Here is a 20,462-nt window from a genome sequence, read left to right on the forward strand (position 1 = left end):
CAGTATTTAAATTATTTATTTCTCATTTTGCTTAATGTCTTTGTAGGCATTTGGAATGTTGAAATTAAAATGCAGCCAGTTAAAAAGTTCATAGCCTTTATCAAATTCTTTCATGGTAACAGCAGTTTTTGTTTCCTCTAAAGTGAGACCTTTTTTCACTGCATTTTCTACATTGGTTTTCAAAGCTTCTACATAATCAATCGTGTATTTTATTCCGGCTTTGTTTGTTATTCGGCCATGACCTGGAACTACAATATCTTTATCTGAAATCATGTTGTAAATTTTGTTCAGATTATTAACAGGTTCTAAAAAATAACCATCAAATAACCACGGAATCGCCGGACTCTCCGCAATAAAAGGATTTCCCGCCCAAAGAACATTTCCCGAAGGAGATTTTAAATAGACAAAAAGATCTGCCGGAGATTGTGCCGTGCCAACATTAATCAATTCAACAATGTTTTCTTTTCCCATATCAATTTTCAGGTTTTGATTTTTTGATATGGTAATATCAGCAGGACGATAAACACTCTCTTCGATTCCTCTTCCTTTACCAAAAAGCATAATCATAAACTGTTTGATATTGTCATAATTTTTAGAAAGATTCTCTTTGCAAAATTCATTCTGTATTATGATAGTTTCTTTGGGAAGCAGATAATTTCCAAAACAATGATCGCCGTGATCGCTTGTATTTATGGCATATACAATGGGCTTGTCCGTTACGGATCGTATCAATTTATAAAGCTGATCATAAAGCCTTTTGCTCAGCATAGTTTCAATAAGCAGAACGCCTTTATCGCCCACAATAAAACCTGCCGAAGTTGCCTGCGGAATTCCTTTTGTAGTTTCATTTTCAACAGTTGCCGGAGAAACCACATATACATTTGCTGTTATTTTATGCAGTTTTAGAGTGACCGTATTGGCATCCCAAATAGGAACGTGGCTTGGCATGGGAAACTGTGCATAAGCATTTGTGTGAAACAAACACCATAATAATACAGCAAGTCCTGAAATTAATTTTTGAATTTTCATGATCTGATTTAGATTAATTTGGACTGATTTTTACTTTGCAAGGAAAAAAGCAAGTAAATCTTTTTGAACCTGAGCGGTATTTTCCTGAACCAGCCAATGTCCTGAACCGGCAATTTTTGACTCCGTTACATTTTCGGCAACTAATTCTGAGTGATCTTTTAGAAAAGCGGCTGCAAAATATTCGCCGCCCATAGCCAATAAAGGCATTTTTAGTTTCGTTTTCATAAAAATCAGATTGTCTTTTCCGTCCTGAGGGAAATTTCCAAACCATTTAAAACTTGATTTTGCGGCATCTTTTACAGCATAAGCTCTCACAAATTCAGCCGTTTCTTCAGCCGTAAAAGGATCTTTTACATGTCCAACCATTGGCCAGAAATTCACTAAAAACTCTTTTTCTTTTCCTCTTACAATATCTCCGGAAGCTGGCCATGCAAAAAATCCAAACCACCATGCCGAAGCCGAAACTTTTGACCAAACCGGTTCAACACCAGGAAGAAGCGCATCCATTAAAGCAATTTTTTTAACCTCACTGCCATATTGAGCGGCGTAAGCGTAAGCCACCATAAGACCAATATCATGTCCGGCAAGATTGATATTGTTATAACCGAGTTTTTTTACCAGTTCATGAATATCCGTAGCCATTGTTTTTTTATCATAACCTGTTTCTGGTTTGTCAGATTCTCCAACACCTCTTAAATCCGGAGCGATGACAGTAAAATGTTTTGAAAGTTCAGGAAGAAGGCGATTCCACATATACCAGTTTTGTCCAAAACCATGAACCAAAACCAATGGATCTCCTTTTCCGCCAATTACATAGTGAATTTTAACGCCATTAACCAAAGCAGTTTCATGCTTAAAATTTGCAGGCGGATTTGCCGGTTTTACTTCTAATATAGCAGTTGTATCTTTAGTTTCCTGAGGAGAAACTGTTGCCGTGTCTTCTTTTTTATTACAGCTCGTAAGCATAAAAAAACTGATTGTTAACAGGCCAAAAATAATTCTTGTTGTTTTTGACCAAACATTTTGAAGGGTAGTTGATTTCATAATTTAAATATTAGATGTTAATTGAATTCAATTTCTACTAACCAAATTACAGACCTTTATTTTATATTGTTGATTTGTAATTAGTTACAGGTTTTGTTTGAATAGTAATTATTCTTATTTCGTTAAAAAACAATTAACAATATTGAAATATCATTTTTGAAATCGATTTAATTTTAAAGAAATGTATCTTTAGAAATTCAAATCAGATACGTCAAATGAAAATGCCACAATCCCGAATCAAAATATTTTTGCTCACAATAGTTCTTATTGTCAATTCGGTTTCTGTTTGTTTTGCAAATAATCTCCAGACAGATTCTTCAAAAACCAGAACTATTTCATTTAAATTAAAATTAAAGTCGGCAGATAAAACAGTAATTAAGGCCGCTGCTTTAAAATTCAATAAACATTTAGCGTACAGTTTTACCGTTGATGACGGCTACCGATCTGCTTATTTAACAGCTTTTCCATTATTTAATGGAGGAAATATAAGCGGACCAATGATTAATGAATGGAAAAATGATCAGGGCGGAGACGGAACAATCTCAAAAGGTCTTTTTTATTCGGATGGATTAGGAAATAAAATTCCGTTTAAACTTGGTTTGGCAATAAATGGCGGAGCAATTGGCAATTTACCAGCGAACCGAGGACATCTTTCATGGGCAGAAGTAAAAGAAATGTACAATGCAGGCTGGGATGTTTTGAATCATGGTTTTCATCACGCCACGAAACACGGCACTAATTTCCTGACAGAAGTAACCGAAAATACCACTTCGATACAACAAAATATAGGATTTACAATGTCGCATTTTGTAGTTCCCGGTGGAGAGAGTGATCCCGGTTATCATTTAGAATACGAAAAAGATGCATTAGCAAATGGCTCTTTTTCGGTAGCATCTTACGTTGGTTCCGGACCCGCAATTAATGTAAAAGAAAAAGTAAATCTCGATAAGATGATTTATGCGAGAACATTTGTCCAAAGTTCAAAAGATACAATAGGTTTTAAAACAATGGATCGGTTTTTAACCACTATTGATTCAGTTGCAAAATTGCCAAATCCAGTTTGGTATAACGAATTTACGCACGGAGTAGGGAACGGAAATCTTTGGAATTTGAGTATGCGTTTTCCTGATTTCAAATATTATATGACAGCGATTGCCAATAAATATGGTTCAAAGGGAAATGATTCTATCTGGATGGCGCCGTGGCAGGAAGTTTACGAATATATTTGGCTGCGCGACAGAATTAAAATCAATTACGAACAAGCCAATAAAGATGGTCTGGTGACAATTGAAATTCCTGAAATTCCAAAAACATTCAGACATCGCGAAATTTCGTTAGCGGTTGATACTTCTTCAAAATTTGAAATAGAATCAAATTCAAAAGATTTTAAAATTTTAAGCGATGGAAAAACAACACATAAATTGATTACGATTCAACTAAAATAAGAAAATTTTTGCCACAGATTAAAGGATTAGTAGGATTTAATTATTCTGATAAATCATTGTAATCCTTTAATCTGTGGCAAAAAAAACTTTTAATTAATTTCCTTTTCGTTGTCTTTTATAAAAGTATCTATATTTTTTAAATACGGATCAACAACAATAAGTTGAGGTTTTGTTTTGATTTTGATTTTTCCTTGCACCGAATTGTTTTTAATCGAAAATGGATAAGAAAACAACTTTCCGTTTTCATCATAAATGCCAATATCTATTGCAGCATCATTCGGAATCAGTTTTCGTTTTCCATTCGCATTCTCAGAATATTTTTTAGAATTCACTTTAAATGAAACTTCATAAACACCATTCTTCCGCTTACTTTCAACCGAAACAACATTTGATGAATACGTAATAATTTGTTTAAACATTTCATCTAGTTTATAATGCAGTTTTTGATCTGTTACCAAATAAATTTCATTTAATAAATCCTGAGAATCCGGACTTTGATTGGGATATTTATATTTATTTAGAAAATTCTGCAGAGCCAAATTCACATTTTTTTCTCCAATCAACAATCGCAATTGATGCATCACGAGTATTCCTTTATTATAAGGTAAATGCGGTGTTTCGTAATTTGTTTTATAAAGAGGTGTTTCAGGATCGTAGCTTCGACTGCTTAGATATAGATCCAAATGAATTTTTAAAGTTTCTAAAGTTTTCTCTAAACCATGCTCTTTTTCATAAAGCATCAATTCTGTGTATTGAGCCAAAGTTTCAGTCAAAATCCAGCTGCCTTCTTTTTGTTCCGGACTAATTTGCGCATTTCCCCACCATTCGTGTGATAATTCATGAGCCGTTAATTGGTTAATTACATCTTCCTTGTCTTTATGAGAAAGATCACTGTAAAATCCAAAATTCTCTTTCATGAAAACCGTAGACGGATAAGAAGTTGCGGCAAAACCATCGGCGAAAGCAGAAACTTCTGCATAACGAATTGTTTTATATGGATATATTCCAAAATTGATTTGACAATAATCCAGCGTGTTTTTTACATCTTTTATTAGTTTCGAAACATTTCGGGAATGTCTGGAATCATAATAAACTTCAATAGAAATACCTTTATAAATTGTTTTTTGAATTTGGTATGCAGCAGAAGAAAATGCAAATCGAAAGGGAATTTTCCCATTTGATTTATAATGAAAATAATTGCGATTGTCTTTTTTCCATTTCCCAATTAAATCGCCAACTCCAATTGCAGTTTGATTTTTTGATGTAGAAACAATTGCCTCATAATTAATAAAATCATATTTGGTTTTTGATTTGTCTTCTAATTTTTTAAGCGGACTTTGAGTTGGTAACTTTCTTTTTAAACGTTCTTTTTTGCTGCTGATTTCGTTAGAATCCTGATAACCAAATACGGGGTAATAACGGCTTATTCTTATAAAAGAACCGTTTTGTATAATCGAATTAAAGGCTGTATGACCTTTAAATGGCGACCAGCTTGATTCGAACGAAAACGAAATCTCCATTTTTTGCTGAGGTTGTAGCGGTTTTGCTATACGAAACCAATAATGATGGAATGCTGAAACATCACTTAATCTTTTAGCATTCGGAATTTCAATTGAAGTAAGTTTTGAATTTCGATCTATATATAGGAGTAAACTATCAATTGGTTTTTTAGTATTATTGATTAGTTCGTAAGTTCCTTTTACCTCATATCGATTTTCATCCCGAAATAAATCGACATTACTCTTTACGGAAGTTATTACAGGTTGAGGTAAATTAGCATATTTTTTGAATTTCAATTCATATTGTTCACTCCAATTGTTTTGATCTTCTTCAGTAATATAAGGATATTCAATATTCGTTTTATAAAAAAGATAACTTCCAAAACCAATAAAAAGAATCATTCCCAAAGTAAAAACTGCTTTCTGAATCGTATTAAAAGAATGTCTTCGAAATGATTTCAGGATAGAAGTATTTCGTTTCCATAAAATTCCAGTCAGAATTAGTAGAATCAAAGCCAATCCTGAATTGTAAAACATCGAAATATCAAATGCAAAAGTGTATCTTCCGAAACCATTCAAATCAAAATATTCTCTTTTGAAAGAATCTCCAAATCTTAATAAAGGATGCAAGATTCCTAATTGTGCTCCAATTCCCGTACTTATCAAAATTGTAATGATGGCTGCCGCCGAAAGACATAAATATTTATTCGGAACAACAGTCTGAATGAAAATAATTAAAACTGAAATCAATAAAATGGGCAAACCAAGATAATAAAATAATGAAAAGTAAAGACCAAATTCTATTGGTGCATTGGCATAAACGATTTGAAAACCACAACCTATCAAAATCGTAAAGGCAATAATTAGTAACGGAATCGTAAAAAGCGAAATTAATTTTGCAGATAAAACTACCATTTGAGAATATGGCGCTGTATTTTCGAGCATCTCAAATTTTGAATTTTCACTCCTATATAATAATTCATTGCTATAAAAAAGAATAATGATGATGAGAAGAAAAGGCAAACGATCCATAATCGTGCTGATCATCAAAGCGGTATTTGTAATGTTTTGTGCTAATCGAATTCCGCCGTCAATTTCATCTGAAATTTCAATTAATAGTAATCCTGAAAATAAAAGGACAATTAAGATAAACGGAATTCCCTTCAGAATTAAAGAAACATCCATTTTAATGAAGCTTTTTAAAACTAAAAAATTGTGTTTTAAAGTTTGAAATTCAATGTTTTTTGGCACTTCCGAAGAAAAAGGAATCGTTTCAGTTTTTAAAACGTTAGATGATTTTACCTTTTTAGTTTTCGTTTTTCGAAAAGAAAAGAAACGATAAGAAATTAAAATCAGAAGAACTGAAACAGTTAACCAAAGAACTCTGTTATGCAGAAAATTGCCTGATAAATGAAGAAGTTCGTTGTTCTTTTCGATAGAAGTCCAATATCTCGTTTGCTCTAAAAAAGCCGCTAACCCAAACGGATCTACTTTTGCCGCAAAAGACATCGCAGCTGCTGACGAAGGCGAAGCATTAGCAAAAATAGGAGAGTTAGAGAAAAGCGAACCGGCGATATATAAAATGTAAATCAGAAAACCGCCTACATATATAAAGAGTTTATTTCTCGTTAACCATGCCAAAGTAGTCAAAATAGAAAGACACAATAATATATTCGGAATCACTAAAACCAAATACGGCCAAAAGTAATTGAGAAATGAAAACGGACCAATTTCATTTTTAGAAAACCACGGCATTAAATGCCCAATCATCATTCCAATAATAAACATTCCGAAAGAAACAACAGCAACTCCAAAAGCAATAATAAATTTACTTCCTAAATAATGAAACTTAGAAATAGGAGTAGTGAAGATAATTGAATCAAATTTGGTTTCATATTCTTTCAGGAAATTTTGCGCCACCTGAAGTGTGATAGAGAATATCGTGGTCAAAGAAATCAAACCAATTGCATAAGTCAATACGTAAGGACCGTTTTTGTAAGCACCTGAAAAAGAAAAATTAGCAAAAGCACTAACCAGAAATCCAAAAAGCAGATAAATGAAAAACGCAGCATAAAAACTCCAGTTTCTGGTATTGTTATGCCATTCAAATTGTGATAATTTTAGAAACATAACATTATTTTTTAAGTTGATTTTGATTTAAAAAACTGAAATAAACATCACTTAAATCGGGAGAGATTAAAGCAAAACCCGAATCAGGCTGATGATCTGAAAGAACATGAATGTTCAGTTTTCCGGAATTTAAATGCGAGGATATAATATTGAAGTTCGTTTGATAATCTTGCAATTCAGCTTTGTGAATCGCTTTCATCCAGATTTTATCCTTTAAAGAATCAACAGCATCGTTAGGATTCCCTTCAGAAATTAATTTTCCGTTTGCAATAATTGCCATTTTGGTACAGAGATCGCGAACATCTTCGACAATGTGGGTCGATAAAAGCACAATAATGTTTTCGCCAATCTCGCTCAATAAATTATTAAAACGGTTTCTTTCTTCAGGATCAAGTCCCGCAGTAGGTTCATCAACAATAATAATTTTAGGGTTTCCAAGCAAAGCCTGCACAATTCCAAAACGCTGGCGCATTCCGCCAGAAAAAGAATGTACCGCTTTGTCTTTGTGCTGTAGTAAATTAGTCTGATTTAGTAAGTTTAAAATTTGGTTATGTCTTTCTTTTTTGTCGACAATTCCTTTTAAAACTGCCAAATGATCCAGCAGGCGATAAGCAGATATTTTTGGATAAACACCAAATTCCTGAGGTAAATAGCCCAAATTTTGCCTGATAAACATTGGGTTATCAAGAATATTGATTCCGTTAAACTCAATTATTCCGGAAGTTGGTTCCTGTAAAGCGGCAATAGTTCGCATTAAGGTTGATTTCCCCGCTCCGTTAGGACCCAATAGCCCAAACATTCCGTTCGTAATTTCAAGAGATACATCAGCTAGTGCTTGTGTACCGTTCACATAGCTTTTGCTGAGATTTTTGATTGATAAACTGTTCATTTTTTGATTGATTTAATGATTGATTGTAATACTTTCGAAAAAAAACAGGCAATAGAATTCCTGTCGGCTTCAAAAAGTCGATTTTATATAAAAAGATTAAGTTTAAAAAAAAGCTATTCGCTTACATACTCTAAAATATCACCGGGCTGGCAATCTAATATTTTGCAAATAGCTTCAAGAGTATCAAACCGGATTCCTTTGGCTTTTCCGGTTTTAAGTATCGATAAATTAGCAGGAGTAATATCTAGTTTTTCTGCCAATTCTTTACTTTGCATCTTGCGTCTGGCAAGCATAACATCAACATTTACAATTATTGGCATAGTTATATAAATAAGTCTTGTTCGTTCTGAAGGTTTAAACCCTGTTTGAAAATTGCAGCCAGAAAATAAGCAAATATTCCCAGCATAAAATGTAATACAATAAAAATGCTCACTTCATTGTCCAACGAAACAAAAATAGAAGCTAAAAAAATGGTAATTCCGGGCAATATCAAATTTGCCAAATAAAATCGCCTTAAATGACTAATCCCGTTTTGAGTAAATAATTTAGGTTGAAAAAATACTTTAAAAACATTACTGATCAGTAAAAAGAAAAGTCCGTAAAGAGTAAGAGGGGATAAAAAATCAAAAATAATATAAGGAATATTATAATTGCCCAGCATCAACGGATGTTCAGTAAAAGGATAACATACCTGAAAATATTTTCCATTTTCCTTAAAAGTCAAAGACCATCCGGTAATTAAAGCTGCTAAGGAGTAAAGAGCTAATATAAAATAGACAATAGCTAAAAATCGGGTAACATAAAATAAGATTTTTGAAACAATGTAAGTGCTTTTCATTTGTTACTAAATTTAGTTTTTATATTGCAAATGTATAATTAATTATTGTAAAACAATAATTAATTATCAGAATTTACAATTTGCAGACTGTTTTTCTTAAACGCAAAAACATTATAATTCTATTAACACTAGAAAAGAAAAGACATCTCTATAAATGAGTTAATTTTGCATACTAGATTTTTTTATATGAAAAACCCAATTTCAGTCTCTCTATTAGAGCTCGCTATCATTACTCAGGATAGCAACGCCACAGAAACATTTCAAAAAACAAAAGACATAGCGCAATTAGCGGATAATTTAGGATATAAGCGATTTTGGCTGGCCGAACACCATAATATGGCACATGTTGCGAGTACAGCAACAGTGGTTTTAATTGGCTACATTGCCGGTAATACAAAAAACATCCGTGTAGGTTCTGGCGGAATCATGTTGCCTAATCATTCTCCTTTAATAGTAGCCGAGCAATTCGGAACCTTAGAAACACTTTACCCAAACCGAATAGACTTAGGTTTAGGAAGAGCGCCGGGAACAGATCAGCCAACAGCAGAAGCAATCCGAAAAGACTTTTTTGAACAGGCACAGCGCTTTCCTCAAAATGTAAGCAAGCTTCAGGATTACTTTTCAGCTGAAAATGCTACGGCAAAAGTTCGGGCATTTCCGGCCGAAGGCTCAAATATTCCAATCTGGATTTTAGGTTCAAGTATGGAAAGTGCTGCATTGGCCGGTGCATACGGATTACCTTATGCTTTTGCCGGACATTTTGCACCACGCCAAATGATTCAGGCATTTGAATTCTACCGTGAAAATTTCCAGGCATCAGATGTTTTAGACAAACCAAAAACAATGGCATGCGTAAATATTGTAGCTGCAGATACAAACGAAGAAGCCGAAAAGCTATCAACAAGTCTATACCAAATGTTTTTGAATCTAATTCGCGGTGATCGCAAAGGACTTCAGCCACCTGTAGATTCACTTGATGATATCATGAGCGAAGAAGAACGCTTTCATGTCGACCAAATGACCGCCTGTACTTTTACAGGAAACAAAGAACAGTTAATAATCGATCTTAAAAAGTTTATCGATTATGCCAGAATCGATGAGTTAATGGTGACCAGCCCAATTTTCGATCACAATGCAAAATTAAAAAGCATTCAAATCACCAAAGAAGTAATCGATGCTTTAAACTAAAACTATACATATATATAATGTATTTTACACACCTATATATAAGATTAAAAATCTCTATCCACAACCCGACAGTTTTTCAGAACCTGTCGGTTTTTTTTTATACATATATATATATATAAAGGAGAAATTCGACAATAATGTATTAACTCCAATTATGGCTCAACGAAACCCGACAGGTTTTCAAAACCTGTCGGGTTTATTAGTAACCTTTTCAGAATTTAATCTGGGAGCTATTTCCCGCTATCCGTTCCAATCTTTTGCTTTTTAAAGAAAAAAGCAAAAGGATTTCCACTTCTATCGGGGCTAGGGAAGCCGTTTCCAGAAGAAAATAAAGCGCAAGGAAGAAAACCAGGCGCCTTTGCCACTCTGCGAGAAACCACAAAACTGTAGAAAAAGAAACCTTAGCGCCTTTGCGGCCAACCCACCCCCAAAGAGCCAAAATCAGGCATAACCCGCCAAATCAAAAAAAACTTTGCCCTGTAAAAAACGCGAAACCAGCCATTTAGGAAAAAGATTGAAATTATATAAAAAAAAGGCTTGGAAATGTAAATAAAGGTGCTACTTTTGCACCCGCAACAACGACAGACGTTCACTGAAATACTGACAGGCTAGTTAAACTAAACGAAAAAATATTTTCAAAAAAAGTTTAAAAAAAGCTTGTGAGATTTGAAAACAGATGTTACATTTGCACCCCGCAAAACGCGGAAAGTTCATTGAGAGATTGGCAAGGTTGGAAGGAAAAAAGGAAAAGAAATTTTCTAAAAAAAAACTTCAAAAAACATTTGCCGGTTAAAAATAAGTTTTCTACTTTTGCACCCGCTTTGAGAAACAAGCGAAACAAAATTGAAACACGTTCGTAGACATATTGAATTGACAGCCGTTTTAACAGAGATGTTAGAACAAAAGAATAAGAGTAATGGAATCGGGAGATTCGAAAAGACCGATAGAGACGACATCGCAATATAATATTAAAATATACGATGAAGAGTTTGATCCTGGCTCAGGATGAACGCTAGCGGCAGGCTTAACACATGCAAGTCGAGGGGTATTAGTTTTCGGACTAAGAGACCGGCGCACGGGTGCGTAACGCGTATGCAATCTACCTTTTACAGAGGGATAGCCCAGAGAAATTTGGATTAATACCTCATAGCATAGTACAACCGCATGGTTGAACTATTAAAGTCACAACGGTAAAAGATGAGCATGCGTCCCATTAGCTAGTTGGTAAGGTAACGGCTTACCAAGGCTACGATGGGTAGGGGTCCTGAGAGGGAGATCCCCCACACTGGTACTGAGACACGGACCAGACTCCTACGGGAGGCAGCAGTGAGGAATATTGGACAATGGGCGCAAGCCTGATCCAGCCATGCCGCGTGCAGGATGACGGTCCTATGGATTGTAAACTGCTTTTGTACGAGAAGAAACACTCCTACGTGTAGGAGCTTGACGGTATCGTAAGAATAAGGATCGGCTAACTCCGTGCCAGCAGCCGCGGTAATACGGAGGATCCAAGCGTTATCCGGAATCATTGGGTTTAAAGGGTCCGTAGGCGGTTTAGTAAGTCAGTGGTGAAAGCCCATCGCTCAACGGTGGAACGGCCATTGATACTGCTGAACTTGAATTATTAGGAAGTAACTAGAATATGTAGTGTAGCGGTGAAATGCTTAGAGATTACATGGAATACCAATTGCGAAGGCAGGTTACTACTAATGGATTGACGCTGATGGACGAAAGCGTGGGTAGCGAACAGGATTAGATACCCTGGTAGTCCACGCCGTAAACGATGGATACTAGCTGTTGGAAGCAATTTCAGTGGCTAAGCGAAAGTGATAAGTATCCCACCTGGGGAGTACGTTCGCAAGAATGAAACTCAAAGGAATTGACGGGGGCCCGCACAAGCGGTGGAGCATGTGGTTTAATTCGATGATACGCGAGGAACCTTACCAAGGCTTAAATGTAGATTGACCGTTTTGGAAACAGAACTTTCGCAAGACAATTTACAAGGTGCTGCATGGTTGTCGTCAGCTCGTGCCGTGAGGTGTCAGGTTAAGTCCTATAACGAGCGCAACCCCTGTTGTTAGTTGCCAGCGAGTCATGTCGGGAACTCTAACAAGACTGCCAGTGCAAACTGTGAGGAAGGTGGGGATGACGTCAAATCATCACGGCCCTTACGCCTTGGGCTACACACGTGCTACAATGGCCGGTACAGAGAGCAGCCACTGGGCGACCAGGAGCGAATCTATAAAACCGGTCACAGTTCGGATCGGAGTCTGCAACTCGACTCCGTGAAGCTGGAATCGCTAGTAATCGGATATCAGCCATGATCCGGTGAATACGTTCCCGGGCCTTGTACACACCGCCCGTCAAGCCATGGAAGCTGGGGGTGCCTGAAGTCGGTGACCGCAAGGAGCTGCCTAGGGTAAAACTGGTAACTAGGGCTAAGTCGTAACAAGGTAGCCGTACCGGAAGGTGCGGCTGGAACACCTCCTTTCTAGAGCCCCATGTGTTAGCAGCAATGCACGCTGGGGAAAAAAGATGTCTATCTAAAGGATCTGGATTTCAGGTTCAATTACTCTTGCTGTTAGTTCAAATAATAAATTTTAAGTAAAACAGAGTCTCGTAGCTCAGCTGGTTAGAGTACTACACTGATAATGTAGGGGTCGGCAGTTCGAGTCTGCCCGGGACTACTTTTTTAAAGTTTTCAATTCAAAATTGAGAATTAAAAATTAAAAAGACTGTTAGCTTGGAAAAAGGAAATTCTGGAAGTTGGAATTCACCAAAAGAAATTAGAGAAGAATTAAGAAATCTAAAATCTGAATTCTACAATCTAAGATTGAAAAATGGGGGATTAGCTCAGCTGGCTAGAGCGCCTGCCTTGCACGCAGGAGGTCAACGGTTCGACTCCGTTATTCTCCACTGGTTTACTATAAAGATAGTAAATAAAAGTTCATTGACATATTGAGATAAGAAAATAATAAAAAGTAGAAAGCGTTTTTGTTATAACTAACAAAAACAAAAAAAACGGTCATATTAAATTATGATTGGTACAATAAGCAAAATAAGGGCGTATGGGGGATGCCTAGGCTCTCAGAGGCGATGAAAGGCGTGATAAGCTGCGAAAAGCTGCGGGGACGGGCACACACCGATTGATCCGCAGATACCTGAATGGGGCAACCCACTATGTTGAAGACATAGTACACCGATAGGTGGGCAAACCCGCTGAACTGAAACATCTAAGTAGGCGGAGGAGAAGAAAACAAAAGTGATTCCGTAAGTAGTGGCGAGCGAACGCGGATTAGCCCAAACCAGTGCTGTTACGGCAATGCTGGGGTTGTAGGACCACGACATTTTATGCACAAGGAACCGGAAGTTGCTGGAAAGTGACGCCACAGAGGGTGATAGCCCCGTATGGGTAACAAGTGTAATAGATAGTGGTATCCTGAGTAGGGCGGGGCACGTGAAACCCTGTCTGAATTTGGCGGGACCATCCGCTAAGGCTAAATACTCCTGAGAGACCGATAGTGAACCAGTACCGTGAGGGAAAGGTGAAAAGAACCGTGAATAACGGAGTGAAATAGATCCTGAAACCATACGCTTACAAGCGGTCGGAGCCCTTTCGTGGGGTGACGGCGTGCCTTTTGCATAATGAGCCTACGAGTTAACGTTGCTGGCAAGGTTAAGTGGTTAAGCCACGGATCCGTAGCGAAAGCGAGTCTGAATAGGGCGCTTTAGTCAGTAGTGTTAGACGCGAAACCGTGTGATCTACCCATGGGCAGGTTGAAGCTGTGGTAACACACAGTGGAGGACCGAACCGGTTGACGTTGAAAAGTCTTCGGATGACCTGTGGGTAGGGGTGAAAGGCCAATCAAACTCGGAAATAGCTCGTACTCCCCGAAATGCATTTAGGTGCAGCGCTGTGCATAAAGTTATATAGAGGTAGAGCTACTGATTGGATGCGGGGGCTTCACCGCCTACCAATTCCTGACAAACTCCGAATGCTATATAATGTTTCACAGCAGTGAGGGCTTGGGTGCTAAGGTCCAAGTCCGAGAGGGAAAGAACCCAGACCATCAGCTAAGGTCCCCAAATATACGCTAAGTTGAAAGAACGAGGTTTGTCTGCCCAGACAGCTAGGATGTTGGCTTGGAAGCAGCCATTCATTTAAAGAGTGCGTAACAGCTCACTAGTCGAGCGGACGAGCATGGATAATAATCGGGCATAAGCGTATTACCGAAGCTATGGATTTAGAGTTTACTCTAAGTGGTAGGGGAGCATTCTAACAGGGTTGAAGGTGTATCGTCAGGTATGCTGGACTGGTTAGAAAAGAAAATGTAGGCATAAGTAACGATAATGCGGGCGAGAAACCCGCACACCGAAAAACTAAGGTTTCCACAGCTATGCTAATCAGCTGTGGGTTAGTCTGGTCCTAAGGCGAACCCGAAAGGGACAGTCGATGGCCAACGGGTTAATATTCCCGTACTACTAATTACTGTGATGGGGTGACGGAGTGATGAAAGCGCCGCGAACTGACGGAATAGTTCGTTGAAGTACCTACCTATAAGATGCGCAGGCAAATCCACGCGTCTTGGGGAAATACGATAGTACTCGGAGTCTTCGGACAAAGAGATAGTGCGCCTAAGGGCTTCCAAGAAAAACCTCTAAACTTCAGGTAATTAGTACCAGTACCGTAAACCGACACAGGTAGTTGAGGAGAGAATCCTAAGGTGCTCGAGAGATTCATGGCTAAGGAATTAGGCAAAATAGACCTGTAACTTCGGGAGAAAGGTCGCCCTGAGCAATCAGGGCCGCAGTGAAGAGGTCCAGGCGACTGTTTATCAAAAACACAGGGCTCTGCAAAATCGTAAGATGAAGTATAGGGCCTGACACCTGCCCGGTGCTGGAAGGTTAAGAGGAGATGTTATCTTCGGAGAAGCATTGAATTGAAGCCCCAGTAAACGGCGGCCGTAACTATAACGGTCCTAAGGTAGCGAAATTCCTTGTCGGGTAAGTTCCGACCTGCACGAATGGTGTAACGATCTGGACACTGTCTCAGCCATGAGCTCGGTGAAATTGTAGTAACGGTGAAGATGCCGTTTACCCGCAGTGGGACGAAAAGACCCTGTGCACCTTTACTATAGCTTAGTATTGACCTTGGATAAATGATGTGTAGGATAGGTTGGAGACTATGAAGCGGCGTCGCCAGGCGTTGTGGAGTCATTGTTGAAATACAACCCTTTGTTTATCTGAGGCCTAACCCCATATTGTGGGGGACATTGCTTGGTGGGTAGTTTGACTGGGGTGGTCGCCTCCAAAAGAGTAACGGAGGCTTCTAAAGGTTCCCTCAGTACGCTTGGTAACCGTGCGTAGAGTGCAATGGCATAAGGGAGCTTGACTGAGAGACATACAGGTCGATCAGGTACGAAAGTAGAGCATAGTGATCCGGTGGTTCCGCATGGAAGGGCCATCGCTCAAAGGATAAAAGGTACGCCGGGGATAACAGGCTGATCTCCCCCAAGAGCTCATATCGACGGGGGGGTTTGGCACCTCGATGTCGGCTCGTCACATCCTGGGGCTGGAGAAGGTCCCAAGGGTTGGGCTGTTCGCCCATTAAAGTGGCACGCGAGCTGGGTTCAGAACGTCGTGAGACAGTTCGGTCTCTATCTACTGTGGGCGTTAGAAATTTGAGTGGATCTGATTCTAGTACGAGAGGACCGAATTGGACAAACCTCTAGTGTATCTGTTGTCCCGCCAGGGGCACCGCAGAGTAGCTACGTTTGGAAGGGATAAGCGCTGAAAGCATATAAGCGCGAAACCCACCACAAGATGAGATTTCTTTTAAGGATCGTGGAAGATGACCACGTTGATAGGCTATAGATGTAAAGGCAGTAATGTCATAGTCGAGTAGTACTAATAATCCGTAAGCTTATGTACACCCTTTTCCCCCGATGCAAGTCGGGGGGAGAAACTTTCTAATACTTTTATGTTTCTTTATCTCAGTATGTTAAGATATTTGCTCGACGCAGAGCAGTTATGAGTTTTGAGTTATAAGTTATGAGTTGAAAAACTGCAGACTATAAACTGTGAACTGAAAACTAACAGCCTTAAGGTGGTTATTGCGGCGGGGCTCACCTCTTCCCATCCCGAACAGAGTAGTTAAGCCCGCCTGCGCAGATGGTACTGCAGTTATGTGGGAGAGTATGTCGTCGCCTTTCTTTTGAAAATCCTCATCATGTATTTGATGGGGATTTTTCGTTTTATAACACTTTTTTTACGCAAAGCATGCCAATAAAGCTTGAGTTGTTTTAAAGATAAAGTTCGCAAAGCTATTCGAAACAGATTTATGAAATTCGATTAAATAATGCGTGATTTTTTTTAAGCCTATACTTTTATTTACCACGTTTGCGTTAAGAATGGGAACGACATCCTTTTGCGCTGTTCTAATACTCCATTCTTCAATAAGATCCTTATAATTATTTCTTTGTGATTTTATAATTTAATTTTTCCAGGACAATAATAGTAATAACTTTCAAGGCTTAAATCTAAACTTGAGAGATTAGGGATTAGAAAATGCTTATTTTATAAAGCTTACCTAAAACTCTTATTATCAAAGACGACAGAGTAGACGCGAGAATCTGTTCTTATCTGTTAATACAATTCATAAACTTCGATAATAATTTTACTAATATACTTCTACAAATTACTTTTCTAAGTTCTGATTTTTTGTGAATGCATAAAAAATAATCGCATTTTGATGTACAAGAAATGCTTTAAAATTTAAAACTTAGCCACAAATACTATCATATTCAGATTTAATAGAGAATATTTTCTTTAAAGTACTCCATAAAAAAAACTCCCTAATGAAGGAGTTTTTAAGATTAGATGCAATTATTTGAAGCCTTATGGTCTTTTAAGTAAGATATGATTTTTATTTCATTTTAAAATTTGTTGCTATCAACATCTTTTACAAATTGAATAACTCCATTCATAAAGACTTTTTGATCGTCCCACATTGCTAAATGACTTCCGTTGGGGCAATACAAGTAATGCCCATTTTTGACTAATTTGCTTTGTTCTTCCATGGCTTTAGGATCCATTGTGTCATATTTTGCACCTATCATTAAGGTTGGAATTGTAATTTCATGAAGACGATTTTTAATATCCCATTTGGCTAAACGACCACTAATACCAAATTCGCTTGGTCCTTGCATTAGAGTGTATATTTCTCCATTAACATGTTTGCTCGCTCTGTTTAAACCGTCTGGCCATTCTTTTAATCGACATAAATGTTCTTTGTAGAAATTTGGTATCAATAATTCCATATAACGCGGATTATTGAAATCTTTTTTAGCTTCTAATGTTCTTATTTCTGCAAGAATCTCTGGCTTCATTTGTTTGGCTAATACTTCATCTGCATATTTTCCGTATTCCGGAGCACTGGCTACCATATTGGCAACTAATAAACCTTTTAAGTTTTTTTGGTATTTTAATGCGTATTCCATAGCCAAGATTCCTCCCCAGGAATTCCCTAAGACATAAAAGTTATTTTTATCAGCGCCAATTGCTTTACGGACTTGTTCAACTTCTTCTACAAATCGCTCTGTTGTCCATAGACTGCTGTCTTTGGGCTGATCGCTGTAATAAGATCCGAGTTGATCATACTCGTAAAATTCAAATCCTTCACGTTGAAAAAAAGTCTCGAAACATTCCATATATTCATGCGTCATTGCCGGGCCACCATGTAATAATAAAATTTTTATTTTTGGATTATTTCCAAAGCGTTTTGTCCAGACTTTAAATTCCCCAACAGGTGTTTTGATTGGAATCATTTTTACTCCGGCCGATTCTACAGCACTATTTTGATTATATGTAAAATAATCTGAAAGGGCTTGTGATTTATTTTCATTTTTACATGATATAACCAAAACAGCTATTGCTAAAAGGATGAGTGAGCGCATATTTTTTATAGTTTAATGTTATATTGATTTATTTTTTAAGTTTCGTTTCGTCTAAAATACAAATTTTAATTAAAGTTTGGTTTTGTTTATTATACCAGAAAATAATAACACTCCTATACTCTTCAAAAAACGTCATTGGTCGAAATAGTATACATTAAAATACTCATTTACTTTAAATTTATATTTTTAATTAGCTTACCATCAAAATTTTAATTGTAATCGTAATGAAAAACCTTTTTCTTTTACTGAGTTTTTTGTGTTTAATAAATGTGAATAGTCAGCAATTAGTGAAATCTCCTGAACCTTTTGGACCTCTTCCAACGCAAAAACAGGTTGATTGGCATGAAATGGAATTTTATGCTTTTGTGCACTTTTCATTAAATACTTTTACAAATAAGGAATGGGGTTATGGCGATGAATCTCCGCAGCTTTTTAATCCAACAAATTTAGATGTTCGCCAATGGGCACGCGTTGTAAAAGCTGCCGGAATGAAAGGAATTATTTTAGTTGCAAAACATCACGATGGTTTTTGTTTATGGCCATCGGCTTATACAGAGCGTTCTGTAAAGAATTCTCCGTGGGAAAATGGAAAAGGTGATCTTATAAAAGAATTAGCTGCTGCTTGTAAAGAATACGATTTGAAATTAGGTCTATATCTTTCGCCTTGGGACAGAAATCATCCAGACTATGGCAAGCCTGATTATATTACTTATTTCAGAAATCAGTTAAAAGAACTATTAACGAATTACGGAGATATTTTCGAAATGTGGTTTGATGGTGCCAATGGCGGTGATGGATACTATGGCGGAGCAAACGAAACCAGAAAAATAAATACACTTGAATATTATAATTGGGACGATACTTATAAAATGATTTATGAATTAGCTCCAAAAACTTTAGTTTGGGGAGTTGGTCCTGCAGAAGCAAGATGGATTGGCAATGAAGAAGGCCGTGCCGGAAAAACAAACTGGTCTCTTTTGCGCCAGAAAGATGAATTAGCCGGAAAAGTACATTATACCGAATTTATGTCGGGACATGAAGATGGTGAAAAATGGGTTCCCGGAGAAGCTGATGTCTCCATAAGACCAGGATGGTTTTATCATGCTGTTGAAGATGATAAAGTGCGTCCTTTAGACGAAATGGTTGATATTTACTATGAGTCAATTGGTCGAAATGCCACTTTATTATTGAATCTTCCTGTGGATCGAAGAGGTTTGGTTCATGAAAATGACGAAGCAAGATTAAAAGAATTAGTATCTACTATAAAAGAAGATTTTAAAACGGAATTATTAGCGGGAAGTAAAATAACAGCAACGAATGCTAGAGGAAATAACACTGAATTTGCAGCAAAGAATGTTTACGACGGAAATAAAAATACCTATTGGGCGACAGACGACAATGTAAAAACCGCATCTATTGTGTTTGAATTTGATAAGCCTATAGCTATTGACCGTGTTTTACTTCAGGAATATATAAAATTAGGACAACGCGTGAAAGCTTTTACTGTTGAAGCTAAAGTTAACGGAGAATGGAAAACTGTTGCCAGCGAAACAACTATTGGTTATAAAAGAATTTTAAGAATAGACAGAATCACCGCATCGGCATTGAGAATTAATATTACAGATTCGAAAGCAAGTATTGTTATTTCGAATATTCAGGCTTTTAATGCGCCAACTTTTGTGCATATGCCGGAAATTCAGCGTGATAAAAATGGAAATGTTACGATTAAATCTGAAGAAGGAAATAGTATTTATTACACCGTGGACGGAAGTAATCCATCTGCAAAAAGTACCTTATATAAAGGAGTATTTAAATACAATAAAGCGGTTCAGATAAAAGCGGTTTCTTTTAATATAGAAGAAAAAATATACAGCGCTGTCAAAACGGCAAAATATGGAGTTTCTAAAGAAAAATGGAAAATTGTAGCCGTTTCCAGTGGAGACTTAAATTCGGCAATAAAAATAATAGATGGAAATCCTAATACAGATTGGGGCTTCGGGAATGAAACCAACAAACTTCCGCAAGAAGTAGCAATTGATATGGGATCGGCTCTTAAAATTAATGGTTTTACTTATGTTCCGCAGCAAGTGGGGAATAATCTGAATTTAATTTCAAAGTATGCATTTTACACGAGTTTGGATAATGTAAAATGGACATTACAATCTGAAGGGGAATTTTCGAACATAAAAAACAATCCAATCGAACAAATAAAAACGTTTGGAGAAACCAAAGCCAGATACCTGCGTTTTGTGGCAAAATCTGCTGAAGGAAAAGGACAAACAGTTTCTATTAGTGAAATAAATGTTGTTGAAAAATAAAATTGCAAGTCATAATTAAAGTGGTTTTTTTTTAAAGTTTCTAATTATGTCTTTTGCCGAAGTTAACGGGTCATTAGTCGAATTTTTAATTTTATCGGTAGAGTAATTCTTAATTTTATACTATAAA

At 37.1% G+C, this 20,462-nt stretch carries 10 protein-coding genes, 2 tRNA genes and 3 rRNA genes; 8 read left to right on the top strand and 7 right to left on the bottom strand.

Annotation, left to right across the window (positions count from 1 at the left end; translation table 11 throughout):
• Positions 1 to 15 precede the first annotated feature (15 nt).
• Entirely contained in the window at positions 16 to 1,029 is a 1,014-nt protein-coding gene (locus tag AC3QL1_RS09935) for an MBL fold metallo-hydrolase (RefSeq protein WP_492497211.1), read from the bottom strand.
• Positions 1,030 to 1,059: 30 nt separating this feature from the next.
• A complete protein-coding gene (locus tag AC3QL1_RS09940; RefSeq protein WP_492497213.1) occupies positions 1,060 to 2,073 on the bottom strand; it encodes an alpha/beta fold hydrolase in 1,014 nt (337 codons plus the stop codon).
• A gap of 248 nt (positions 2,074 to 2,321) precedes the next feature.
• Between AC3QL1_RS09940 and AC3QL1_RS09945 the strand changes: the two genes are divergently transcribed.
• Positions 2,322 to 3,518 (top strand): polysaccharide deacetylase family protein, encoded by a 1,197-nt coding sequence (locus AC3QL1_RS09945; protein ID WP_492497215.1) that lies wholly within the window; start codon positions 2,322 to 2,324, stop codon positions 3,516 to 3,518.
• A gap of 89 nt (positions 3,519 to 3,607) precedes the next feature.
• Here the strand turns inward: AC3QL1_RS09945 and AC3QL1_RS09950 are convergent, their stop codons facing one another.
• The 4 genes from AC3QL1_RS09950 to AC3QL1_RS09965 form a co-directional block, all read right to left on the bottom strand.
• A complete protein-coding gene (locus AC3QL1_RS09950; protein ID WP_492497216.1) occupies positions 3,608 to 7,147 on the bottom strand; it encodes an ABC transporter permease/M1 family aminopeptidase in 3,540 nt (1,179 codons plus the stop codon).
• 4 nt (positions 7,148 to 7,151) lie between these two features.
• Entirely contained in the window at positions 7,152 to 8,036 is an 885-nt protein-coding gene (locus tag AC3QL1_RS09955) for an ABC transporter ATP-binding protein (RefSeq protein WP_492497218.1), read from the bottom strand.
• Between the two features lie 113 nt (positions 8,037 to 8,149).
• Positions 8,150 to 8,356: a helix-turn-helix domain-containing protein gene (locus tag AC3QL1_RS09960; RefSeq protein WP_492497220.1), complete on the bottom strand. Its 207-nt coding sequence runs from the start codon at positions 8,354 to 8,356 to the stop codon at positions 8,150 to 8,152.
• 2 nt (positions 8,357 to 8,358) lie between these two features.
• Positions 8,359 to 8,874: a DUF2975 domain-containing protein gene (locus AC3QL1_RS09965; RefSeq protein ID WP_492497222.1), complete on the bottom strand. Its 516-nt coding sequence runs from the start codon at positions 8,872 to 8,874 to the stop codon at positions 8,359 to 8,361.
• Positions 8,875 to 9,060: 186 nt separating this feature from the next.
• On the opposite strand from AC3QL1_RS09965, the gene AC3QL1_RS09970 reads away from it, so the two are divergent.
• The 6 genes from AC3QL1_RS09970 to rrf all read left to right on the top strand — a co-directional run bounded on the left by AC3QL1_RS09970 (position 9,061) and on the right by rrf (position 16,274).
• Positions 9,061 to 10,062: an LLM class flavin-dependent oxidoreductase gene (locus AC3QL1_RS09970; protein WP_492497224.1), complete on the top strand. Its 1,002-nt coding sequence runs from the start codon at positions 9,061 to 9,063 to the stop codon at positions 10,060 to 10,062.
• Between the two features lie 977 nt (positions 10,063 to 11,039).
• Positions 11,040 to 12,553 (top strand): 16S ribosomal RNA (locus AC3QL1_RS09975).
• Between the two features lie 122 nt (positions 12,554 to 12,675).
• Positions 12,676 to 12,749, top strand: a tRNA-Ile gene (locus AC3QL1_RS09980).
• Between the two features lie 155 nt (positions 12,750 to 12,904).
• A tRNA-Ala gene (locus AC3QL1_RS09985) sits at positions 12,905 to 12,978 on the top strand.
• A gap of 131 nt (positions 12,979 to 13,109) precedes the next feature.
• Positions 13,110 to 15,993: ribosomal RNA gene (locus AC3QL1_RS09990) — 23S ribosomal RNA — on the top strand.
• Between the two features lie 171 nt (positions 15,994 to 16,164).
• Positions 16,165 to 16,274 (top strand): 5S ribosomal RNA (gene rrf, locus AC3QL1_RS09995).
• The 16S, 23S and 5S rRNA genes sit together here with 2 tRNA genes alongside, the layout of an rRNA operon.
• A 723-nt stretch (positions 16,275 to 16,997) precedes the next feature.
• Here rrf and AC3QL1_RS10000 read toward each other — a convergent pair.
• The gene (locus AC3QL1_RS10000; protein WP_492497225.1) at positions 16,998 to 18,017 is read right to left on the bottom strand and encodes a proline-specific peptidase family protein; all 1,020 of its coding nucleotides are present in this window, start codon (positions 18,015 to 18,017) and stop codon (positions 16,998 to 17,000) included.
• A 224-nt stretch (positions 18,018 to 18,241) separates the two neighbouring features.
• Between AC3QL1_RS10000 and AC3QL1_RS10005 the strand changes: the two genes are divergently transcribed.
• On the top strand, positions 18,242 to 20,335 hold the full coding sequence (locus tag AC3QL1_RS10005) for an alpha-L-fucosidase (RefSeq protein ID WP_492497227.1): 2,094 nt from the start codon (positions 18,242 to 18,244) through the stop codon (positions 20,333 to 20,335).
• Positions 20,336 to 20,462: the final 127 nt, after the last annotated feature.

This window comes from Flavobacterium sp. GW823-FHT04A11, from assembly GCF_058796535.1.